This is a genomic window from Mucilaginibacter pallidiroseus (assembly GCF_007846085.1).
GTDB lineage: Bacteria > Bacteroidota > Bacteroidia > Sphingobacteriales > Sphingobacteriaceae > Mucilaginibacter > Mucilaginibacter pallidiroseus.
In genome coordinates this window covers 129040-147097 of the sequence record NZ_VOEJ01000004.1, presented here as the reverse complement: position 1 = coordinate 147097, position 18058 = coordinate 129040, and the positions used below count along the sequence as shown (strand labels likewise).

The 18058-nt window shown below is 43.5% G+C and carries 17 protein-coding genes; 11 read left to right on the top strand and 6 right to left on the bottom strand.

Annotation, left to right across the window (positions count from 1 at the left end; all coding sequences use genetic code 11):
• Nucleotides 1-59: 59 nt before the first annotated feature.
• The 5 genes from FPZ43_RS09945 to ilvA all read left to right on the top strand — a co-directional run bounded on the left by FPZ43_RS09945 (nucleotide 60) and on the right by ilvA (nucleotide 5378).
• The gene (locus tag FPZ43_RS09945; RefSeq protein ID WP_146381764.1) at nucleotides 60-854 is read left to right on the top strand and encodes a methyltransferase domain-containing protein; all 795 of its coding nucleotides are present in this window, start codon (nucleotides 60-62) and stop codon (nucleotides 852-854) included.
• Between the two features lie 39 nt (nucleotides 855-893).
• Nucleotides 894-1964, top strand: a complete 1071-nt coding sequence (leuB, locus tag FPZ43_RS09940) for a 3-isopropylmalate dehydrogenase (RefSeq protein ID WP_146381763.1) — start codon at nucleotides 894-896, stop codon at nucleotides 1962-1964.
• A gap of 97 nt (nucleotides 1965-2061) precedes the next feature.
• The gene (locus FPZ43_RS09935; protein ID WP_146381762.1) at nucleotides 2062-2817 is read left to right on the top strand and encodes a class I SAM-dependent methyltransferase; all 756 of its coding nucleotides are present in this window, start codon (nucleotides 2062-2064) and stop codon (nucleotides 2815-2817) included.
• A 140-nt stretch (nucleotides 2818-2957) separates the two neighbouring features.
• Nucleotides 2958-4124, top strand: coding sequence for a 2-isopropylmalate synthase (locus FPZ43_RS09930; RefSeq protein ID WP_146381761.1), 1167 nt, complete (start codon nucleotides 2958-2960; stop codon nucleotides 4122-4124).
• A gap of 3 nt (nucleotides 4125-4127) precedes the next feature.
• Nucleotides 4128-5378 carry a threonine ammonia-lyase IlvA gene (gene ilvA, locus FPZ43_RS09925; RefSeq protein ID WP_146381760.1) on the top strand — a complete coding sequence of 417 codons (1251 nt, stop codon included), beginning with the start codon at nucleotides 4128-4130 and terminating at the stop codon, nucleotides 5376-5378.
• A gap of 111 nt (nucleotides 5379-5489) precedes the next feature.
• Here ilvA and FPZ43_RS09920 read toward each other — a convergent pair whose 3' ends face one another.
• Entirely contained in the window at nucleotides 5490-6974 is a 1485-nt protein-coding gene (locus FPZ43_RS09920; RefSeq protein WP_146381759.1) for a phytoene desaturase family protein, read from the bottom strand.
• A gap of 27 nt (nucleotides 6975-7001) precedes the next feature.
• Here FPZ43_RS09920 and FPZ43_RS09915 point away from each other — a divergent pair, with 27 nt between their 5' ends.
• From FPZ43_RS09915 to FPZ43_RS09900, 4 genes are read left to right on the top strand one after another with little or no spacing between them, the layout of a single operon-like run.
• Nucleotides 7002-7883, top strand: a complete 882-nt coding sequence (locus FPZ43_RS09915) for a phytoene/squalene synthase family protein (RefSeq protein WP_261381043.1) — start codon at nucleotides 7002-7004, stop codon at nucleotides 7881-7883.
• Nucleotides 7873-8472: a hypothetical protein gene (locus tag FPZ43_RS09910; protein ID WP_146381758.1), complete on the top strand. Its 600-nt coding sequence runs from the start codon at nucleotides 7873-7875 to the stop codon at nucleotides 8470-8472. Before FPZ43_RS09915 ends, FPZ43_RS09910 begins: the two co-directional genes overlap by 11 nt.
• Nucleotides 8473-9153, top strand: coding sequence for a lycopene cyclase domain-containing protein (locus FPZ43_RS09905; protein WP_146381757.1), 681 nt, complete (start codon nucleotides 8473-8475; stop codon nucleotides 9151-9153).
• Complete coding sequence (locus FPZ43_RS09900; protein WP_146381756.1) at nucleotides 9153-9389, top strand: cytochrome b5 domain-containing protein; 237 nt, start codon at nucleotides 9153-9155, stop codon at nucleotides 9387-9389. The genes FPZ43_RS09905 and FPZ43_RS09900 overlap by 1 nt, the downstream gene beginning before the upstream one ends.
• A 76-nt stretch (nucleotides 9390-9465) precedes the next feature.
• On the opposite strand, the gene FPZ43_RS09895 is transcribed toward FPZ43_RS09900, so the two are convergent.
• Together FPZ43_RS09895 and murB are read right to left on the bottom strand one after the other, a co-directional pair.
• A complete protein-coding gene (locus tag FPZ43_RS09895) occupies nucleotides 9466-10002 on the bottom strand; it encodes an RNA polymerase sigma factor (RefSeq protein ID WP_146381755.1) in 537 nt (178 codons plus the stop codon).
• 261 nt (nucleotides 10003-10263) lie between these two features.
• Entirely contained in the window at nucleotides 10264-11283 is a 1020-nt protein-coding gene (murB, locus tag FPZ43_RS09890; RefSeq protein ID WP_146381972.1) for a UDP-N-acetylmuramate dehydrogenase, read from the bottom strand.
• Between the two features lie 259 nt (nucleotides 11284-11542).
• Here murB and FPZ43_RS09885 point away from each other — a divergent pair, with 259 nt between their 5' ends.
• Nucleotides 11543-12853, top strand: coding sequence for a sugar MFS transporter (locus tag FPZ43_RS09885; RefSeq protein ID WP_146381754.1), 1311 nt, complete (start codon nucleotides 11543-11545; stop codon nucleotides 12851-12853).
• A 267-nt stretch (nucleotides 12854-13120) separates the two neighbouring features.
• Here the strand turns inward: FPZ43_RS09885 and FPZ43_RS09880 are convergent, their stop codons facing one another.
• From FPZ43_RS09880 to FPZ43_RS09870, 3 genes are all read right to left on the bottom strand, one after another.
• Nucleotides 13121-13564 carry a sterol desaturase family protein gene (locus tag FPZ43_RS09880; protein ID WP_146381753.1) on the bottom strand — a complete coding sequence of 148 codons (444 nt, stop codon included), beginning with the start codon at nucleotides 13562-13564 and terminating at the stop codon, nucleotides 13121-13123.
• 111 nt (nucleotides 13565-13675) lie between these two features.
• Nucleotides 13676-15079 carry a dihydrolipoyl dehydrogenase gene (gene lpdA / locus FPZ43_RS09875; protein ID WP_146381752.1) on the bottom strand — a complete coding sequence of 468 codons (1404 nt, stop codon included), beginning with the start codon at nucleotides 15077-15079 and terminating at the stop codon, nucleotides 13676-13678.
• A gap of 306 nt (nucleotides 15080-15385) precedes the next feature.
• On the bottom strand, nucleotides 15386-15877 hold the full coding sequence (locus FPZ43_RS09870; protein ID WP_146381751.1) for a hypothetical protein: 492 nt from the start codon (nucleotides 15875-15877) through the stop codon (nucleotides 15386-15388).
• A 156-nt stretch (nucleotides 15878-16033) separates the two neighbouring features.
• Between FPZ43_RS09870 and FPZ43_RS09865 the strand changes: the two genes are divergently transcribed.
• On the top strand, nucleotides 16034-17899 hold the full coding sequence (locus tag FPZ43_RS09865; protein WP_146381750.1) for a CocE/NonD family hydrolase: 1866 nt from the start codon (nucleotides 16034-16036) through the stop codon (nucleotides 17897-17899).
• Nucleotides 17900-18058: the final 159 nt, after the last annotated feature.

Below are 18058 nucleotides of genomic sequence, written 5' to 3'. Positions count from 1 at the left end.
GAGTAGTGATGGCTAAACCACAAACTATTTTACAAATAAACCACTGAACAAATAAACCAATGAACCAGCAAAAACATATACAGCGCGAAGGCGAAGGCACTGCTAAATTATTTGATGATCGCAGCCTGGAAGCCGACTATGCTACCCTGCTGCCTTTACTGCAGCAAGGCTGGCGCGTTTTGGATGTGGGCTGTGGTACCGGTGCAATATCTGCAGGTATAGCCGAAAGGGTTGGTGCTGCCGGGCATGTAACTGGCATTGATAACACCGCATACTTCATTGATAGCGGTAAACAAACCTATGCCGACGTAAGCAACCTTGAATTGCACCATGCCGATCTTTTTGCCTTTGACCCGTCAGAAAAGTTCGACCTGATTGTGACGGCAAGGGTGCTGCAATGGCTTAATGATCCGCTTGCGGCCATCATCAAGCTAAGATCGATGCTGAAGCCGGGTGGTATACTGTCTGTATTAGATTATAACCACGAGTTGCTTGAATGGCAGCCCGAGCCACCAGCAAGTATGCGCCAGTTTTATGCTACTTTTTTGAGGTGGCGAGCCGAGGCCGGCATGGACAATTTGATGGCTGACGACCTTCCGGGGCTATTTGCCGACGCAGGATTATCATCAATAGAAATATTGGAAGCCAACGAAGCTTACAAAAAAGGCGAGGCAAACTTCAGCAAGAAAGTAGGCATATGGTCGTCTGTAGCGCAATCTATCCAAATGGTTGAGGAAGGCTACATTAGCGATGCAGATCGTCTGCTCGCGATCGATGAGTATAATAAATGGATTGAAACCGACGCACAACTGATGGTTATGAAACTAAAAGAAGTGCGCGGAACAAATAATTAATAAAAAAACCAATTCCCCCTTTAGGGGGTTAGGGGGCACATGAAAAAACACATATTAGTAATACCCGGCGACGGGATAGGCCCGGAAGTAACTACCTGGGGCAAAGCGGTACTTGAAAAGATAGGCAGCCAGTTTGGCCACGAATTTACCTTTGATGAGGCCTTGATGGGTCATGCAGGCATTGAGGCTACAGGTAGCCCACTGCCAGATGAAACTTTAGAAAAAGCAAAAGCGAGTGACGCCATTTTGTTTGGCGCCATAGGTCACATCAAATACGATAATGACCCGTCTGCAAAGGTGCGCCCGGAGCAAGGTCTTTTAAAAATCCGCAAGGAATTGGGCCTTTACGCCAACTTGCGCCCTATAATGCTTTTCGATGAATTGCTTGATGCTTCCAGCCTGAAACCCGAAATATTAAAAGGAACAGATATTCTGTTTTTCCGCGAATTGACCGGCGACGTATATTTCGGCGAGAAAAAACGCAGCGAGGATGGCAACACCGCTTCCGACCTGATGATATACCACCGTTACGAGGTTGAGCGCATTGCCACTAAAGCATTTGAGGCAGCTCGGGCGCGTAGTAAAAGACTTTGCTCTGTTGATAAGGCAAACGTGTTAGAGGCCTCACGCCTGTGGCGCGAAGTGGTGCAGGAACTGGCTAAACAATACCCGGATGTAGAAACTGAGCATATGTTTATTGACAATGCGGCTATGCAGCTGGTTAAAAACCCTAAAAAGTTTGATGTGGTATTAACCGCCAACCTTTTTGGCGATATTCTTACCGACGAAGCCTCGCAGATTGCGGGCTCAATGGGTATGCTTGCATCAGCTTCTATAGGTGATGGCACGGGTTTCTTTGAGCCTATCCACGGTTCGGCACATGATATTGCAGGGAAGGACAAAGCAAACCCGCTGGCTTCTATTCTATCGGTTGCCTTGATGCTTGAGATCAGCTTTGGCTTAAAAGAAGAAGCTAAAAAGATTACAGATGCGATAGACAAAGCCCTTAAAGACGGCTACCGCACCGGCGACATTGCCGACGCCAATACCGACAAGGCAAAAATATTAGGCACCACCGCAATGGGGCAGAAGGTATTGGAGTATTTGTAAGCCTTAAAGCTGAAAGGTAAAAGCCGAAAGCATAAAGACGATATTTAAATGTTAAAAAGCTTTAAGCCCTTTGCTTTTAGCTTTAAGCTCAGAAAAGATGAAATGGAACGCTGAATTATATGATGATAAACACTCCTTCGTATTTCAATACGGCGAGAGTGTGCTGGAAGTGTTGGACGTTAAACCCGGCGAACATGTCCTTGACCTGGGCTGCGGCACGGGGTATCTAACCAGCGAAATCCAGAAACAAGGCGCAGTGGTTACCGGCATCGATGCATCGCCCGAGATGATACAGAAGGCACGTGAAACATTTAATAACGTGGATTTTTTTGTGGCTGATGGTACCGGTTTTGAATTTGACGACCCGTTTGATGCTGTGTTCTCTAACGCCACATTGCATTGGATAAAAGATGCTGATGCTGCCATTAAGTGTGTTTACGATGCCTTAAAAACAGGCGGCCGCTTTGTAGCCGAAATGGGTGGCAAAGGCAACATGAAACAAATGATAGCTGCTACAGCACGAGTGCTGAAGCAGCGAGGGCATGATAGCGCTGAGCAAAATAACCCGTGGTATTTTCCGTCGCCGGCGCAATATGCCGCAAAGTTGGAAGCAGCCGGTTTTAGAGTTACCTTTATGGTACACTTTGATCGCAAAACACTTTTGCAGGATGGCCGCCAGGGAGTTGGCAAATGGCTTAATATGTTTGGGCCAAATTTCTTTGGCGAAATAGCGGCAGAAGACATGCCCGCTGTGCTAAACGAGATAACCGACATACTGCAACCTTACTACGAAGATAACGGCCAATGGTACGCCGACTACGTTCGTTTAAGGTTTATAGCAGTAAAAGAATAGATATGAGTATTGAGATGTGAGACTTGAGATCTTGCAGCCGACGATATCAACTAAAATAAATTAAGAAAATTGATGAAAGATCACTGATTTGAAGGAGCAGTCTCAAATCTCATATCTAACGTCTTAAATCTAATATAACTATGTTACACGATCCAAACCGCGTTTACGTATTTGACACCACCCTGCGTGATGGCGAGCAAGTGCCGGGTTGCCAGCTGACAACCCCCGAGAAGATTGAGATAGCCCGCGAGCTGGAAACGCTTGGCGTGGATATAATTGAAGCAGGTTTCCCGGTGTCAAGTCCCGGCGATTTCCAGAGTGTTGTAGAGATATCTAAAGCGGTTTCCGCACCAACGGTTTGTGCGCTTACACGTGCAAATAAAGGCGATATCGATTCGGCTGTTGAAGCGCTTAAATATGCCAAACATCCACGTATCCATACCGGTATAGGCTCATCAGATCAGCATATTCTGCACAAGTTCAACAGCACCCGAGAAGAGATTTTGCAACGCGCCGTTGATGCTGTAAAATATGCTAAAAAAAGCGTTGAAGATATCGAGTTTTACGCCGAAGACGCAGGCAGGGCCGATGTGGTTTTCCTTGCACAAATGGTTGAAGCCGTTATTGCAGCAGGTGCAACGGTTGTAAACATACCTGACACCAACGGTTACTGCCTGCCCGATCAGTATGGCGCAAAGATCAAATTCTTGAAAGAGAACGTAAAAAATATTGATAAGGCGATTATATCCGTACACTGCCATAACGACCTTGGCCTGGCTACCGCCAACGCTATTGCCGGTTTGCAAAATGGTGCCCGCCAAATTGAAGGCACTATAAACGGTATAGGCGAACGTGCCGGTAACACTTCTATCGAGGAAGTGGTCATGATACTTAAGGTACATCAAACCCTTGGCTTGCATACCAACATCAACAGCAAAAACTTTTACGAGCTTAGCCGCATGGTAAGCGCCCAAATGCGTATGCCGGTACAGCCAAATAAGGCTATTGTTGGTGCCAACGCCTTTGCGCATAGCTCGGGCATACACCAAGACGGGTTCCTTAAAAATCGTGAGAATTACGAGATCATAAAGCCCGAGGACGTTGGTTTCCCGAGCGCAAGTATTGTACTTACCGCACGCAGCGGCCGCCATGCATTAAAATTCCACCTGGAGCGTTTGGGCCATACGTTTGATAAAGATGAACTATCTGAAGTTTACCAACGCTTTTTGATATTGGCCGATGGCAAACTTGATATAAATGATGATGACCTGCAGGGCCTTGTAGCTGCCCGCATGGTAAAGAACTAAGCAATGGATACTGATACGCAAGTACATTTGGATTTTGATGCCGCCTACAACCGGCTTAAAGGCGTGGTAAGGCATACCGCGTTGGAATACAATGCCCGCCTTTCGGCAAAATACGAATGTGAAATATATTTGAAACGCGAGGATCAGCAGATCGTTCGTTCATACAAACTTAGGGGCGCTTACAACATGATAAGCCAGCTTAGCGATGAGCAGCTTAGCCGCGGTGTAGTTTGTGCCAGTGCGGGCAACCATGCCCAGGGTGTTGCATACTCGTGCAAGCGCAAGGATATTAAGGGCGTTATATTTATGCCCGAGATTACCCCGCAGCAAAAGGTAAAGCAAACCGAAATGTTCGGTAATGGCAACGTAGAGCTGGTACTTACCGGCGATACCTTTGACGATTGCCTGCGCGAAGCTCTAATTTATACTGAAGCCAATGGCATGACGTTTATCCCGCCGTTTGATGATTTCCGTACTATTGAAGGACAGGGAACCGTAGGTGTTGAGCTATTACAGGATTTGCCCAACCCCGAAGTGATAGTGATGCCCATTGGCGGCGGCGGCCTCGCAGCCGGATTAGGCAGCTATTTAAAAGACCAGATACCCGGCATAAAACTGATTGGTGTTGAGCCGGAAGGCGCACCATCAATGCTTACCTCCTTAACCAAAGGAGAAAACACTGCATTAACCGATATTGACCGCTTTGTTGACGGCGCTGCTGTGAAACGCGTAGGCGATAAAACATTTGCTATTTGCCGCGAGATACTGGACGATATGCTAACCGTGCCCGAGGGTAAAGTTTGTACTACTATACTTAGGCTTTATAACGAAGATGCCATAGTAGTTGAACCAGCAGGTGCACTTGCGGTAACTGCGTTGGATGCCATCCGCGATCAGATAAAGTGCAAACGTGTTGTCTGCATTATCAGCGGTGGTAACAACGATATAGAGCGCATGGCCGAGATCAAGGAGAAATCTTTGCTTTACGAGGGATTGAAGCATTACTTTATTGTACGTTTCCCGCAACGTCCGGGTGCCTTAAAGCTATTTGTGACCAACGTGCTTGGCCCCGGTGATGATATTACACGTTTCGAGTTTATCAAAAAAACATCCCGCGAGAACGGCCCTGCCCTTGTTGGCATCGAGCTAAAAAACGCGGAAGACTACCCTGCCCTACTGCAGCGCATGGAGGAAAACCGCTTTAATGTAATTGAAATTAACAAGGATGCTACCTTGTTCGAATACCTGGTGTAATCTACTACTTACACAATCCATTTGTAGAGCCGCAAATATGCGGCTCTACTTGTTTTTCCCATATCATTGCGAACGATGGTGAAGCAATTTCATTGCTTGCAAAACCCCAGGCTAATATTTACCTAAAATCTTCATAGCCTCTTTCGCCACAATTTGCCCCGATATTAAGGCTGGTGGCACACCTGGCCCCGGAACGGTTAGCTGGCCTGTGTGTAGCAAATTTTTAATATGCTTTGCACGCATAGCCGGTTTAAAATAGGCTGTTTGTGCAAGTGTGTTTGCCAGCCCATAGGCATTACCTTTAAATGAGTGATAATCTGCCTCAAAATCTTTCATGGCGTAGCTGCGCTTCACCACTATGTTATCTTTTATAGTTTGCCCTGTTACGCTTTCAAACCTATCGAGCATAACATTAAAATACTTTTCGCGCGTAGCTTCATCATCATTTAAGCCAGGTGCCAAAGGCATCAGGAAAAATAGGTTCTCCCCGCCCTCCGGGGCCGCTGCTGCATCGGTTTTTGACGTACAGCAAACGTAAAATAATGGCTTGCTCGGCCATTGCGGCTGTTTGTATATCTCTTTAGCGTGCTGTTCGAAATCCTCGTCAAAAAACAGGTTATGATGTTGTACGCCTTCTACCTTTTTATTGGTGCCGATGTAAAACAACAAGCTTGACGGCGACATGGTGCGGCTATCCCAGTAAGATGCCGTGTAGTTACGGTCGGGCTCTGCTAAAAGTTTTTGGTCAGTATGCTCGTAGTCGGCGCCGTTTATCACAAAATGTGCCTGATAACTACCTGCATTAGTCTCTATTGATGATACCGTTTTATCTTCTACGTCAATCCGCGTTACTTCGGCATTCAGCTTAATCTCTACACCATAGCTTTCGGCAATGTTTACCATTGCCTTTACAATCTCGTTCATTCCTCCAATCGGATACCACGTACCTAAAGAAAGGTCGGCATAGTTCATCATGCTGTACATGGCAGGGGTATCCTGCGGAGTGGCACCTAAAAACAAAACCGGGAACTCCAGCAGTTTTATCAGCTTAGGATTTTTAAAATACTTGCGCACATGGCTGCTCATGCTGGTTAGCAAATGCATGCTCATGCTTTTCATGATCAGGTTAAGATCGATAAACTCGGTAAGCGTGTGCGACGGGCGGAAAACATATTCGCCCATCCCCACCTTATATTTATAAGCCGCCTGATCTAAAAACTTTCTCAATCCGGCACTGCTTCTTGGTTCAATATCCTCAAAAAGCTGTTCTAGGCCCTGCATATTGGCAGGCACATCAAGTATATCATCTTTGCCATAATAAATGCGATAGCCCGGATCAAGGCGTTTCAATTCATAAAAATCTGATGGCTTTTTGCCAAAAAGGGCATAAAAATCTTCGAATACGTCGGGCATCCAATACCAGCTTGGGCCCATATCAAATTTAAATCCATCTTTTTCCCAAACCCGGGCCCGTCCGCCCGGCTGGTCATTTTTCTCCAAAATGGTAACCTTATAGCCTTCTTTAGCCAATATACAAGCCGCGGCAAGGCCTGCAAAACCGGCACCTATAACAATAACATGTTTTTGATTATTCATCTGCCCACAAATTAAGCAAATAGTTTTATGCTGTTAAAAAACATTACGCGCCCCATTTTGTACATTTGGATGATGATGAACCTGTTTGATGAATCGTGCTTTGAGTGCAGCAAGCTGATTACCACAAAGTACAGCACCTCTTTCAGTACCGGTATCAGGGCTTTTGAGAAAAGGTTTCGCTACCCGGTTTATGCTATTTACGGTTTTGTACGTTATGCCGACGAAATTGTAGATACCTTTTTTGGACACGACCAGCGCCAGCTGATTGAGGAATTTCAGGAAGAAACATTTAAGGCTATTGACCGCGGTATAAGCATCAACCCCGTTTTGCAATCTTTTCAGCAGGTGGTAAATCAATATGGTATAGAGAAAGAGCTTATCGAGGCTTTCCTTATTTCGATGATGATGGATCTTGACAAAACGGCTTACGACGATAACGGCTACAAAACCTACATCTATGGATCGGCCGAAGTTGTTGGCCTGATGTGCTTACGTATATTCTGCGAAAACGACGCTGACCTCTACGATAGATTGGTACCTACGGCCCGAAGCCTGGGTTCTGCATTCCAGAAAATAAACTTTTTAAGAGATATTAAGTCTGACTTTGAAGAACGCGGCCGCACTTACTTTCCGGAGGTGGATTTTAACAATTTCTCCGAGGCTGATAAGCGACTGATTGAGGCAGATATTAAAGAGGATTTTGACAACGCTTTGCGGGGCATAAAACAGCTGCCTAAAGGTAGCCGATTGGGTGTGTATGTGGCTTACATTTACTACCTGCAACTGTTCAAAAAAATCATGCGAACATCTGCCGGTACCATCATGCAAAAGCGCATACGCGTGTCTGATACTCACAAATTAAGCCTGTACTTTAAGGCTGTGTTACATCAAAAGCTCAATGTTATTTAAGTTGCCTTTCCGTTTGCTGTATAATTTCCCGTTCCGCCTGGGCGCTATGTTTTTTTGTTTGATGCTGGCATTTGCTGCAAACCATGCTTATGCATACACTGCAGACGATGACCTGGCCGACCCGAAGCCGCACATCATACGTAAATTACTGCTTACGGCGATTGAAAGTAAAAAAACTACAGATTCGCTTTACACTTCGCTTGCAGCAGTAAAGTCGCCGTCGGCACTTACAAGTGGTTATATGGCTACGCTTGAAGCTTTGAAAGCCAAACATGCCTGGAACCCCTACTATAAAGTAAAATACTTAAACGATTGCGAGAAAACATTCAAGGCTGCCACGCACCGCGATCCACATAATATCGAGATTCGCTTTATGCGTTTTTCTATAGAACATAATGTGCCTGGCTTTTTAGGTTATAATAAAAACCTGGAGGCAGATAAGGCCGAGATCATCAAGCAACTTGGCCATAAGCATTATGCACAGGCAGACGAAGCACTGGTAAAAACGATCATCAATTTCCTGCTCGAATCTAAACGCTGCACTACAGCCGAAACACATTCGCTTAAACAATACTTAGCCGCCCTGTAAGTGAAAAGTAACTACACCTATTTGCTTATTAATATTGCTACGATATTTTTCCCGTTGGTACTGTCGTTCGACAAACGGGTAACGTTTTTCAGGAAGTGGAAATTTATTTGGCCGGGCATGGCATTAACCGGCTTGCTATTTTTGTTTTGGGATGTACTGTTTACTATATACGGTGTTTGGTCATTCAACGATAAATATATTATTGGCATACGCTTTTACGGCTTGCCCTTAGAGGAGATTTTATTTTTTCTTACCGTGCCCTTTGCATGCATATTTATACACGAGTGCCTTAATTATTATGTTAAATGGCAGCCCGGCGCCACGTTAACGCGCTATGTGAGCATAGGTTTAATTACCTTATCTGGTATCTTATTGGTGATTTATTCTAACAGGCTGTATACAGCAGTTACATTTGGCCTGTTATTGATTATACTATTACTGCTCACTTTTACATTAAGGGCAAAGTGGATGGGCAGGTTTTATATGGCATTTTTGGTTACGCTTATCCCCTTTTATGTTGTTAATGGAATGCTAACGTCGATACCGGTTGTATTGTACAATAATGCGCAGAATATGGCTACAAGGGTTGGTACAATTCCTTTCGAGGATCACTTTTACAGTATGGCCCTGTTAGTAATGAACATCGGCTTTTTTGAATACTCTAAAAAGCGCAACAGCTAATGGATAGCTTACCTGTGTACACCCGCTCGCAGTTGGCTTTACGTAACGGGCAGGATAAGCCCCAGATATGGGTAGCTTATAAAGGGACTATTTACGATGTTACCGAAAGCCGCCTTTGGCGAAACGGTAAGCATTATGAACACTGGGCCGGGCAGGATCTTACCCCCGAGCTTACTGATGCCCCTCATACCGAAACCGTGTTTGAGAAATTTAAGGCTATCGGAAAATTAGCTTAAATAAACTGTAGTTATACAAAAAGAAAACCCGCTGTTAAAGCGGGTTCCCTGATATATATGTTGAGTTTATTTGCAATTAATTTTCGGCGTAAATTGGTTTTGCCACACCATTATCATAAGCTTTAAGGCTCTTTTTAAGCAACTTACGTGCTACGTGGATACGGGTTTTTACTGTACCAATTGGAATATCTAAATGATCAGCAATTTCGTGGTATTTGTGTCCTTCAAAATACATGGTGAATGGCACAAAGTAATCAGATGGCAACCTGTCTAAAGCTCTTTTGATATCATCCATTACAAATTTGGCTTCACCTTGGTTTTTGGTCGAACTGAATACCAGGTTTGGAGAAGATATCTCATCACTTTTAGTCACAAAAGTGCTCATCTTAACAAAACGGCGATAGTTGTTGATGAAAGTATTTTTCATTATGGTATACAACCATCCTTTCAAGTTAGTACCTTCTTTAAACTTATTGTAATAAGTTATAGCTTTCAACATCGTGTCCTGAACAAGGTCGTTAGCATCGTCTGCGTCATGTGTAAAGTGTAAGGCGTATGACCTTAGTGAACTTGCTTGACGTAATACCAGGGTGTTAAACTCAATCTTTGTCATTCTGTTGTTGTTTTGTATTGAGTATTATTCAAACATGGTACCACTATTTGATTTTAGTACAAATGCCTAATACTGCATACAATCAACTACGATGAAGCGCAAAAAAGTTGAAAAGTTACTTATATAATTGAAAAAGAGAAAGTTAACACAAAAACGAAGGATTATATAGGGAACAGTAATAGCCGATCAAACAAAAGATTGATAATTTTTTAACTTACTGTAGGTGAGTTTAGTGGGTAAAGTAACCCAAGGTTAATGACATTAACCTATAACATTTACCTCACGTTGTAGTATAACGCCAAATTTAGTGTACACACTGTCTATGATTTGCGACGAAAGCGTATACACTTCCTTACCGGTGGCGTTGCCATGGTTCACTAAAACGAGTGCCTGATTCTTCCAGGTACCGGTTTGGCCTACGGTTTTTCCCTTCCAGCCGCATTGCTCAATAAGCCAGCCTGCGGCAAGCTTAATGTTTCCGTCGCTCGTTGGGTAATTAACAACTGTTGGGTATTTTTGTTGGAGTGCCGTAAATTGCTCAATAGGGATTACAGGATTTTTAAAAAAGCTCCCTGCGTTACCAATTGTAGATGGATCGGGCAGTTTAGATACCCGGATATAAGATACCACCTGCGATACATCTTTAATAGTGGGCTGCGTTATACCGCGATTTTGCAACTCCTCTTCTATTGCCCCATACTTCAAATTAAGCTGTGGTATTGCCGACAGTTTATATTTTACAGACACAATAATATACTGACCCGCAAGTTCGCTTTTAAATACACTCTCGCGATAACCAAACTTACATTCGGCATTGGTAAATGTGCGGAATGTTGATGTAGCAATTTCAAACGCACGGCAGCTTTCAAATACATCTTTTAACTCTACACCGTAGGCACCTATGTTTTGGATTGGCGATGCACCTACCGAGCCTGGTATAAGGCTAAGGTTTTCCATACCGGCGAAACCATGGTTAACAGAGTAATTGACCAGATCGTTCCAAACTTCGCCTGCCCCCGCTTCAACATGCACTTCGTCATGGTTAATATGATGCTCTATTCCGCGGATGTTAAGGCGCACCACTAGCCCGTCAAAATCAGCAACCATCAACATATTACTGCCGCCCCCTAATATCAGCCGTGGCATTTGTTTCCACTGCTCGTCAGCAAACAGCTCGACCAACTCATCTTCGCGGCTTATTTCTGCAAAATATTTTGCATTGGCATCGATACCAAAAGTATTGAAATTCTTGAGCGAGACATTTTCTTGTATCTGGAGCATAGAAGCAGTGATTAGTGTGGCAAATTTCGTCATTTTCTCCGGTTTTCCATCAAATCTGATTTTCAATCCATGTTACATGCTTTGCGAAAAGAAAGTGTTGTTTTTTACCATGATTACGAATTTATTTAGGAAACATTCAAAGATTTACAGCTAATGAGCAGAAATATTAATAAATTGATAAGCAAACAGACCGAAATCCAACTTTTTTAACTATTTTAGAAACATATAAGTACTTATTAATAAATTTTAATAACATTTTATGAAGAGTCAGGTAAGTTTTGAGCCGGTCCAGGCGAAAAGAAGCGGAATTAATCCCATTATCATCATCGGTTCATTGTTTTTTATATTAGGATCTGTTACCTGGTTAAACTCAGTGCTCATTCCTTATTTAAAAATTGCCTGCCAGCTTACAAGTTCCGAGTCTTATTTAGTTGCAAGTTCTTTTTATATAGCCTGTTTGCTTATGGCAAAGCCGTCGGCCTGGCTGCTTGGCTTTTTTGGTTTCAAAAATGGCATGGTAGCCGGTTTGGTGATGATGGCTATAGGCGCTGCCATATTTATACCTGCTGCAATGACGCGCACCTATGCAATATTCCTGGTAGGTTTATTTATACAAGGGAGCGGCTCGGCTGTGGTACAATCGGCATCAAATCCTTATATAACTATAATTGGCCCGGCAGAAAGTGCTGCAAAGCGTATCAGCATTATGGGTATATGTAACAAGTCTGCAGGGGTGCTTGCCCCTCCTGTCTTGGCCGCGGTAATCTTAAATAACATCGACGGTTTTGAACCCAAGCTTGCCAAACTAACAGAAGCCGAAAAGCTTGTACAGTTGAATCAATTGGCATCAAGGGTGATTGAGCCTTACATAGCCATAGTAGTTATACTGTTGGTGCTTGCGGTGCTTATATACTTTTCGGGCCTTCCGGAAATTGATACCGATCGCGAAGATGAAAATGTGGCGATGGCTAACTCGGGCAAAACCAGCATAACACAGTTTCCGCATCTTATATTAGGCGTAATTGCACTATTTGTATATGTTGGTGCAGAAGTTATAGCAGGCGATACCATCATTAGCTACGGCGCATCGCACCATATTGCACTATCAACAGCTCAATATTTTGCATCGGGCACTCTTACCTGTATGGTGCTGGGCTATATCGCAGGCATAGCATTCATTCCAGAATACATTAGTCAGCAAAAAGCATTGCAAATATCTGCCGTTTTAGGGGTAGTGTTAACCCTTATTGCTTTGGTAACGCCAACATATATTTCCATTACCTGCATTGCTTTATTAGGATTAGCCAACTCACTAATGTGGCCGGCCATATGGCCATTAGCGCTATCCGGACTTGGCAGGTTTACAAAACTTGCATCCTCACTACTGGTAATGGGTATAGCAGGTGCGGCTGTTTTCCCGCCAATATACGGGATGCTGGTTGATGCAATGTCGGCGCAAACAGCTTACGTGATATTGATACCTATTTACCTGTTTATACTTTACTACGCTGCAATTGGTTATAAAGCGGGTAAAAGCGGGGCAGCGGAGAAAGAGGCGTTCATTATTTAATAGTATGTCTGAACTCGAATTTTATTCAATTTAAGGAATGAACAGAATTTACCTATCATTTTGCTAATTACTTAATTCTTTCAATTCGAGTTTAGACTTTACTTCTTATACCACTTCTTAATTACGCTCAATAGCCCAAAATCATTCTGCTAATTCCTTAATTCTTTCAATTCGAGTTCAGACTTTATTTCTTATACACTTCTTAATTAGGCTCAATAGCCCAAAATCATTCTGCTAATTCCTCAATTCTTTCAATTCGAGTTTAGACTAATATCTTTTATACCACTTCTTGCTTACCACCAACAGTCCAAATTCTTCCGAAGGATTTTTCTCGGTAGACTTGTGGTGGATTTTATGCGCACGGCGAATAGCGCTTAAATATCGGTTACTGCTCTTGAATGCTTTAAAGCGGTTGTGTATAAACCAGTCGTGAAAGATGAAGTATATAGTACCGTAAGTACTGATACCAGCGCCTATCCAAAACCGATAGTCGGGCCCTTCGCGGCCTATCCACATTAACCAAAGCGCAAGGGCAGCAAACCCAAAACTAAAAACATCATTTAGCTCGAACCAGCCATGGCGCTGTTGGTGGTGTGTTTTATGGATAAACCAAAGCGGCCCATGAAAAAGATATTTATGCATGGCCCATGAAGCCAGCTCCATTGCTGCTATGGTAAGTAAAATAATGCCGATGTTTAGTATAATTTGCATTTTTAAATATCTGTAAACTACAAAGCAGAACCAAGTTAATTGTTCTGCTTTGTGATATCATTATTAAACCGCATTTCCTTGGGCACCTCTAAAAGCACCAATAAAATGCGATTATATATGTATTGCTCTATTCTCTGTTGCGGCAAGGCAGGCCTCGCGCATGGCTTCGGTGTAGGTTGGGTGTGCGTGGCTTGCACGAGTAACATCCTCTGCACTGGCACGGAACTCCATTGCTATAACCGCCTCGGCAATCATATCTGCAGCACGCGGACCTATCATGTGTACACCTAAAATTTCGTCGGTAGCAGCATCAGCCAAAACCTTTACAAAACCATCAAGGTCGCCGCTGGCACGGGCACGGCCACTTGCTTTGAACGGAAACGAGCCGGCTTTATATTTAACGCCTTTTTCCTTAAGCTGCTCTTCGGTATAACCAACAGCGGCAACCTCCGGCCAGGTATAAACCACACCCGGTATAAGATTATAGTTAATATGTGGTTTTTGTCCGGCAATCAATTCGGCAACAAACGTACCTTCATCCTCGGCCTTATGCGCAAGCATAGCGCCTTTAATAACATCGCCAATAGCATAAACACCTTTAACGCTTGTTTCCAAATGCTCGTCCACCGGTATTTTGCGGCCACGCTCTTCAACGGTTATACCAATTTTATCTAAGCCCAAGCCATCGGTATAAGCAACACGGCCAACGGCTACCATGCAGTAGTCGCCTTTAAGTTCTTGCTTCTCGCCTTTAGGGTTATCAAACGTAACGGTAACCTCATCACCTTCGGCAGTTGCGCCGGTTACTTTGTGGCCCAGGTAAAATTCCATTCCGAGTTTTTTAAGCACCTTTTGCAATTCGCGGCCAAGGCCTTTATCCATTGTAGGGATAATACCATCCATAAATTCAATTACAGATACTTTGGCACCCAAACGTGCATAAACCGAACCTAACTCCAGGCCAATAACACCGCCACCAATCAAGATCAGGTGCTTAGGCACTTCTTTAAGCGTCAAAGCTTCCGTTGATGTGATGATGCGATTTTTATCGATCTTCAGGAAAGGCAGGCTCGATGGTTTTGAACCGGTAGCAATTATCACATTTTTAGCAGTGATCTCGGTAGCGATACCGTCGGCCTTGGTAACCGTGATGGTATTTTTATCTTTAAATGAACCTACACCATTGTGTACGTCAATTTTGTTCTTTTTCATCAGGAAACTGATACCGCTTGTATTGGCATCTACAACTTCCTGTTTGCGTTTAATCATCTGGCCGAAATCATAAGCCAGGTTATCTAATTTTATACCGTGAGATGCGAAAGCATGTGCAGCATTATGGAAATGCTCGGAAGAATCAAGCAAAGCTTTTGACGGGATACAACCCACGTTAAGGCAGGTACCTCCAAGTGTATTATATTTTTCGACAATAGCGGTTTTCATACCCAGCTGTGCGCAGCGTATGGCAGCCACGTATCCACCAGGGCCCGAACCTATAACGATAACATCATATTGCATAGTAGTGTGTATTTATAGCCCGCAAAGTTAGCGAATATATAAGGCCTAATAAATAGGTATTTGATTAAAATGTTGATGGATTGACAATGCACATTTAAGCCTAATAAATTAGCGTAATTTGAGTATGAAGATAACCCTTGTGCGATTAGTGCTCTGTTAAGTAAGGCAGTGATTTTTATTTGACAACAAACAAATTCGCGGCTTTAAAATCCAACTTCGTCTTGGCGAGGTACGAAGCAATCTTCAAATAAGCTAATAACTAAAATGCTGCGTGAAACTATTAGCTGATTTTTATGCCAACTATACCTAAAGGCAAGCTATCAAAATAGCGAACCCAACTATAGCTAATAACTTCATAAAGTCTTTGTCGTGATTTGTTCCACCCTGCCTTTCAATATTATCGACTTGACGGTAAAACTGAAAACCTCGACCAAGATTAAATGGAATAAATTCGCGGCCATATTTAAGAAAGAAAATAAACCTTAAGAGGTGGTACAAAACAAATAAACTGATTGACAAAAAAGATATAGGAATGCCTACCCTTAAAAACAACAGGCTTAAAATAAACCAAAATAGCGAAAAATGTGCACTTCGAAACCGCAAGCCGAATTGTGTAGTCAATACAAGGTATGCAATTCCCATCTGACCACCGAATAGTACTATAAAGGCATTCTTATGGACTCCCTTTGCTTCGAAAGCAAACAGCGCTACTACGACGCAGATAAATACAAATAGCCAAAGTAAATCTGAAAAGCTTAATTTTCGGATTTCTAGATGAGCGAAGGTAAATTTACGCATAACCAAATTTAATATAAATGCATAATAGTACTACCTACAACTTATAGCGACAAATGAAACAATGTTGCTTTTGTAACATCGTTGTAACATGTAGCTTATTAATTATATACTTAGTAAATTACAGCCCTATTGTTACTAATAACTGATCAACCCATCATGAAAAAAATTTTAGCCCTCTTATTTGTTTTTACGGCGGCTTGCAGCGGCGCTTTTGCCCAAAGCAGCTACGTAAAAGAGCACTACACCAAAAAGGATGTGTACATAACCATGCGCGATGGCGTAAAGTTGTTTACATCGATCTACTCTCCTAAAGATGCATCGGCCAAAAACAAATACCCTATTGTAATGCAGCGTACCTGTTACAGCGTTGCACCATATGGCGAAACTAAATATCCGGGCCAGGTTGGTCCCTCAAAATTCATGATGCAGGAAGGTTATATTTTCGTATACCAGGATGTGCGCGGCCGCTACAAAAGCGAAGGCACCTGGACCAATATGACGCCCGTTATAGATAACAAGAAAAGCAAAAAAGATGTTGACGAGGGCAGCGATACTTATGACACTATCGACTGGCTGATCAAAAATGTTACAGGCAATAATGGTCGCGTGGGCCAGTGGGGCATTAGCTACCCGGGCTTTTACACTGCCGCAGGTATTTTAAGTAATCACCCGGCTCTAAAGGCTTCATCACCGCAGGCACCAATATCAGACTTTTTCTTTGACGACTTTCACCATAACGGTGCTTTCCTTGAAAGCTACTTTTTTACCTTCCCGGTATTTGGTGTACAAAAAACTGATACAACATCTAAAGCGTGGTATCAAAATACCATGATCAACCCGGGCACACGCGATGGCTACCAGTTTTTGCTGGACATGGGCCCGCTTAAAAACGCCGACAAATATTACAAAGACAATTTTTACTGGCAGGAAACGATTAATCACCCAAACTACGATGAGTTTTGGCAAAAACGTGGCCTGTTAAAACACTACAACAAAGTGAAACCTGCGGTGATGCTGGTTGGCGGCTGGTTTGATGCCGAAGATTTAACAGGCCCGTTGGCTATTTATAAAACCATCGAGAAGAAAGATCCGTCGGCTTATAACACTATTGTAATGGGTCCGTTCGGGCATGGCCGCTGGTCGCGCGAGACAGGGCACACCTTCCATAGCAATGTTTATTTTGGCGATAGTATTGCCACTTTTTATCAAACCCAAATTGAGCAAAAGTTCTTCAACCATTTCCTGAAAGGCAGCGGCGACAAAAATTCGGGCCTGCCCGACGCTTATATGTTCAACACAGGCAAAAACGAGTGGCGCAAATTCGATAAATGGCCATCACCCGCGGCAACACACGTTAAGTTTTACCTGAATAACGATGGTAAACTTGCTACTACGGCACCAAGTGCGGCCGGCTCAACAAGCTACATCAGCGATCCGCTTAAACCTGTACCATATACCGAAGACAACAGCACCACTATGGGCTTTACGCCGCACAACTACATGAGCGAGGACCAACGCTTTGCAGGCCGCAGGCCAGATGTTTTGGTTTTCCAGACAGATGTGTTGACCGAGGATATGACGCTTGGTGGCGAGATCATGGCCAACCTAAAAATTGCCACCACCGGTACTGATGCCGACTTTTTTGTAAAACTGATAGACGTTTACCCACCGGATGCGGCCAATAACCCTAACCAGCCAAACAAGAACATTATTATGAGCAACTACCAGCAAATGGTACGCAGCCAGGTAATGCCGGCCCGCTTCCGCAACAGCTTTGAAAAACCCGAGGCTTTGGTTGCCAATCAAAAAACAGCGGTTAACTTTAAACTGAATGATGTATTGCACACCTTTAAAGCAGGCCACCGCATTATGATACAGGTACAAAGCACAGCCTTCCCGCTGTTTGCGCGCAACCCGCAGAAATTTGTAGAAAACCCATACAAAGCCAACGAAAGCGACTACATTAAAGCTACCGAAACCGTTTACAATGACAGCTACGTGGATGTAGAAGTGCTGAAGTAGACTTTAGAGATAAAAGGTTGGCGATAAGAGATTAGTTTCTTTTGTTAAACCTTTTGTCATTGCGAGGAGCGCAGTAAAGCGGTAATCTTATCGCGTTCAGAAAATAAGCGGCGAGATTGCCACACTATCGCTCGCAACGACATTTATTCTTCACATAAA

Coding starts and splice junctions, on each gene's coding strand:
- FPZ43_RS09945 (WP_146381764.1), top strand. CDS start 60: ATGAACCAGCAAAAACATATACAGCGCGAAGGCGAAGGCACTGCTAAA.
- leuB (WP_146381763.1), top strand. CDS start 894: ATGAAAAAACACATATTAGTAATACCCGGCGACGGGATAGGCCCGGAA.
- FPZ43_RS09935 (WP_146381762.1), top strand. CDS start 2,062: ATGAAATGGAACGCTGAATTATATGATGATAAACACTCCTTCGTATTT.
- FPZ43_RS09930 (WP_146381761.1), top strand. CDS start 2,958: ATGTTACACGATCCAAACCGCGTTTACGTATTTGACACCACCCTGCGT.
- ilvA (WP_146381760.1), top strand. CDS start 4,128: ATGGATACTGATACGCAAGTACATTTGGATTTTGATGCCGCCTACAAC.
- FPZ43_RS09920 (WP_146381759.1), bottom strand. CDS start 6,974: ATGAATAATCAAAAACATGTTATTGTTATAGGTGCCGGTTTTGCAGGC.
- FPZ43_RS09915 (WP_261381043.1), top strand. CDS start 7,002: ATGCTGTTAAAAAACATTACGCGCCCCATTTTGTACATTTGGATGATG.
- FPZ43_RS09910 (WP_146381758.1), top strand. CDS start 7,873: ATGTTATTTAAGTTGCCTTTCCGTTTGCTGTATAATTTCCCGTTCCGC.
- FPZ43_RS09900 (WP_146381756.1), top strand. CDS start 9,153: ATGGATAGCTTACCTGTGTACACCCGCTCGCAGTTGGCTTTACGTAAC.
- FPZ43_RS09895 (WP_146381755.1), bottom strand. CDS start 10,002: ATGACAAAGATTGAGTTTAACACCCTGGTATTACGTCAAGCAAGTTCA.
- murB (WP_146381972.1), bottom strand. CDS start 11,283: ATGCTCCAGATACAAGAAAATGTCTCGCTCAAGAATTTCAATACTTTT.
- FPZ43_RS09885 (WP_146381754.1), top strand. CDS start 11,543: ATGAAGAGTCAGGTAAGTTTTGAGCCGGTCCAGGCGAAAAGAAGCGGA.
- FPZ43_RS09880 (WP_146381753.1), bottom strand. CDS start 13,564: ATGCAAATTATACTAAACATCGGCATTATTTTACTTACCATAGCAGCA.
- lpdA (WP_146381752.1), bottom strand. CDS start 15,079: ATGCAATATGATGTTATCGTTATAGGTTCGGGCCCTGGTGGATACGTG.
- FPZ43_RS09870 (WP_146381751.1), bottom strand. CDS start 15,877: ATGCGTAAATTTACCTTCGCTCATCTAGAAATCCGAAAATTAAGCTTT.
- FPZ43_RS09865 (WP_146381750.1), top strand. CDS start 16,034: ATGAAAAAAATTTTAGCCCTCTTATTTGTTTTTACGGCGGCTTGCAGC.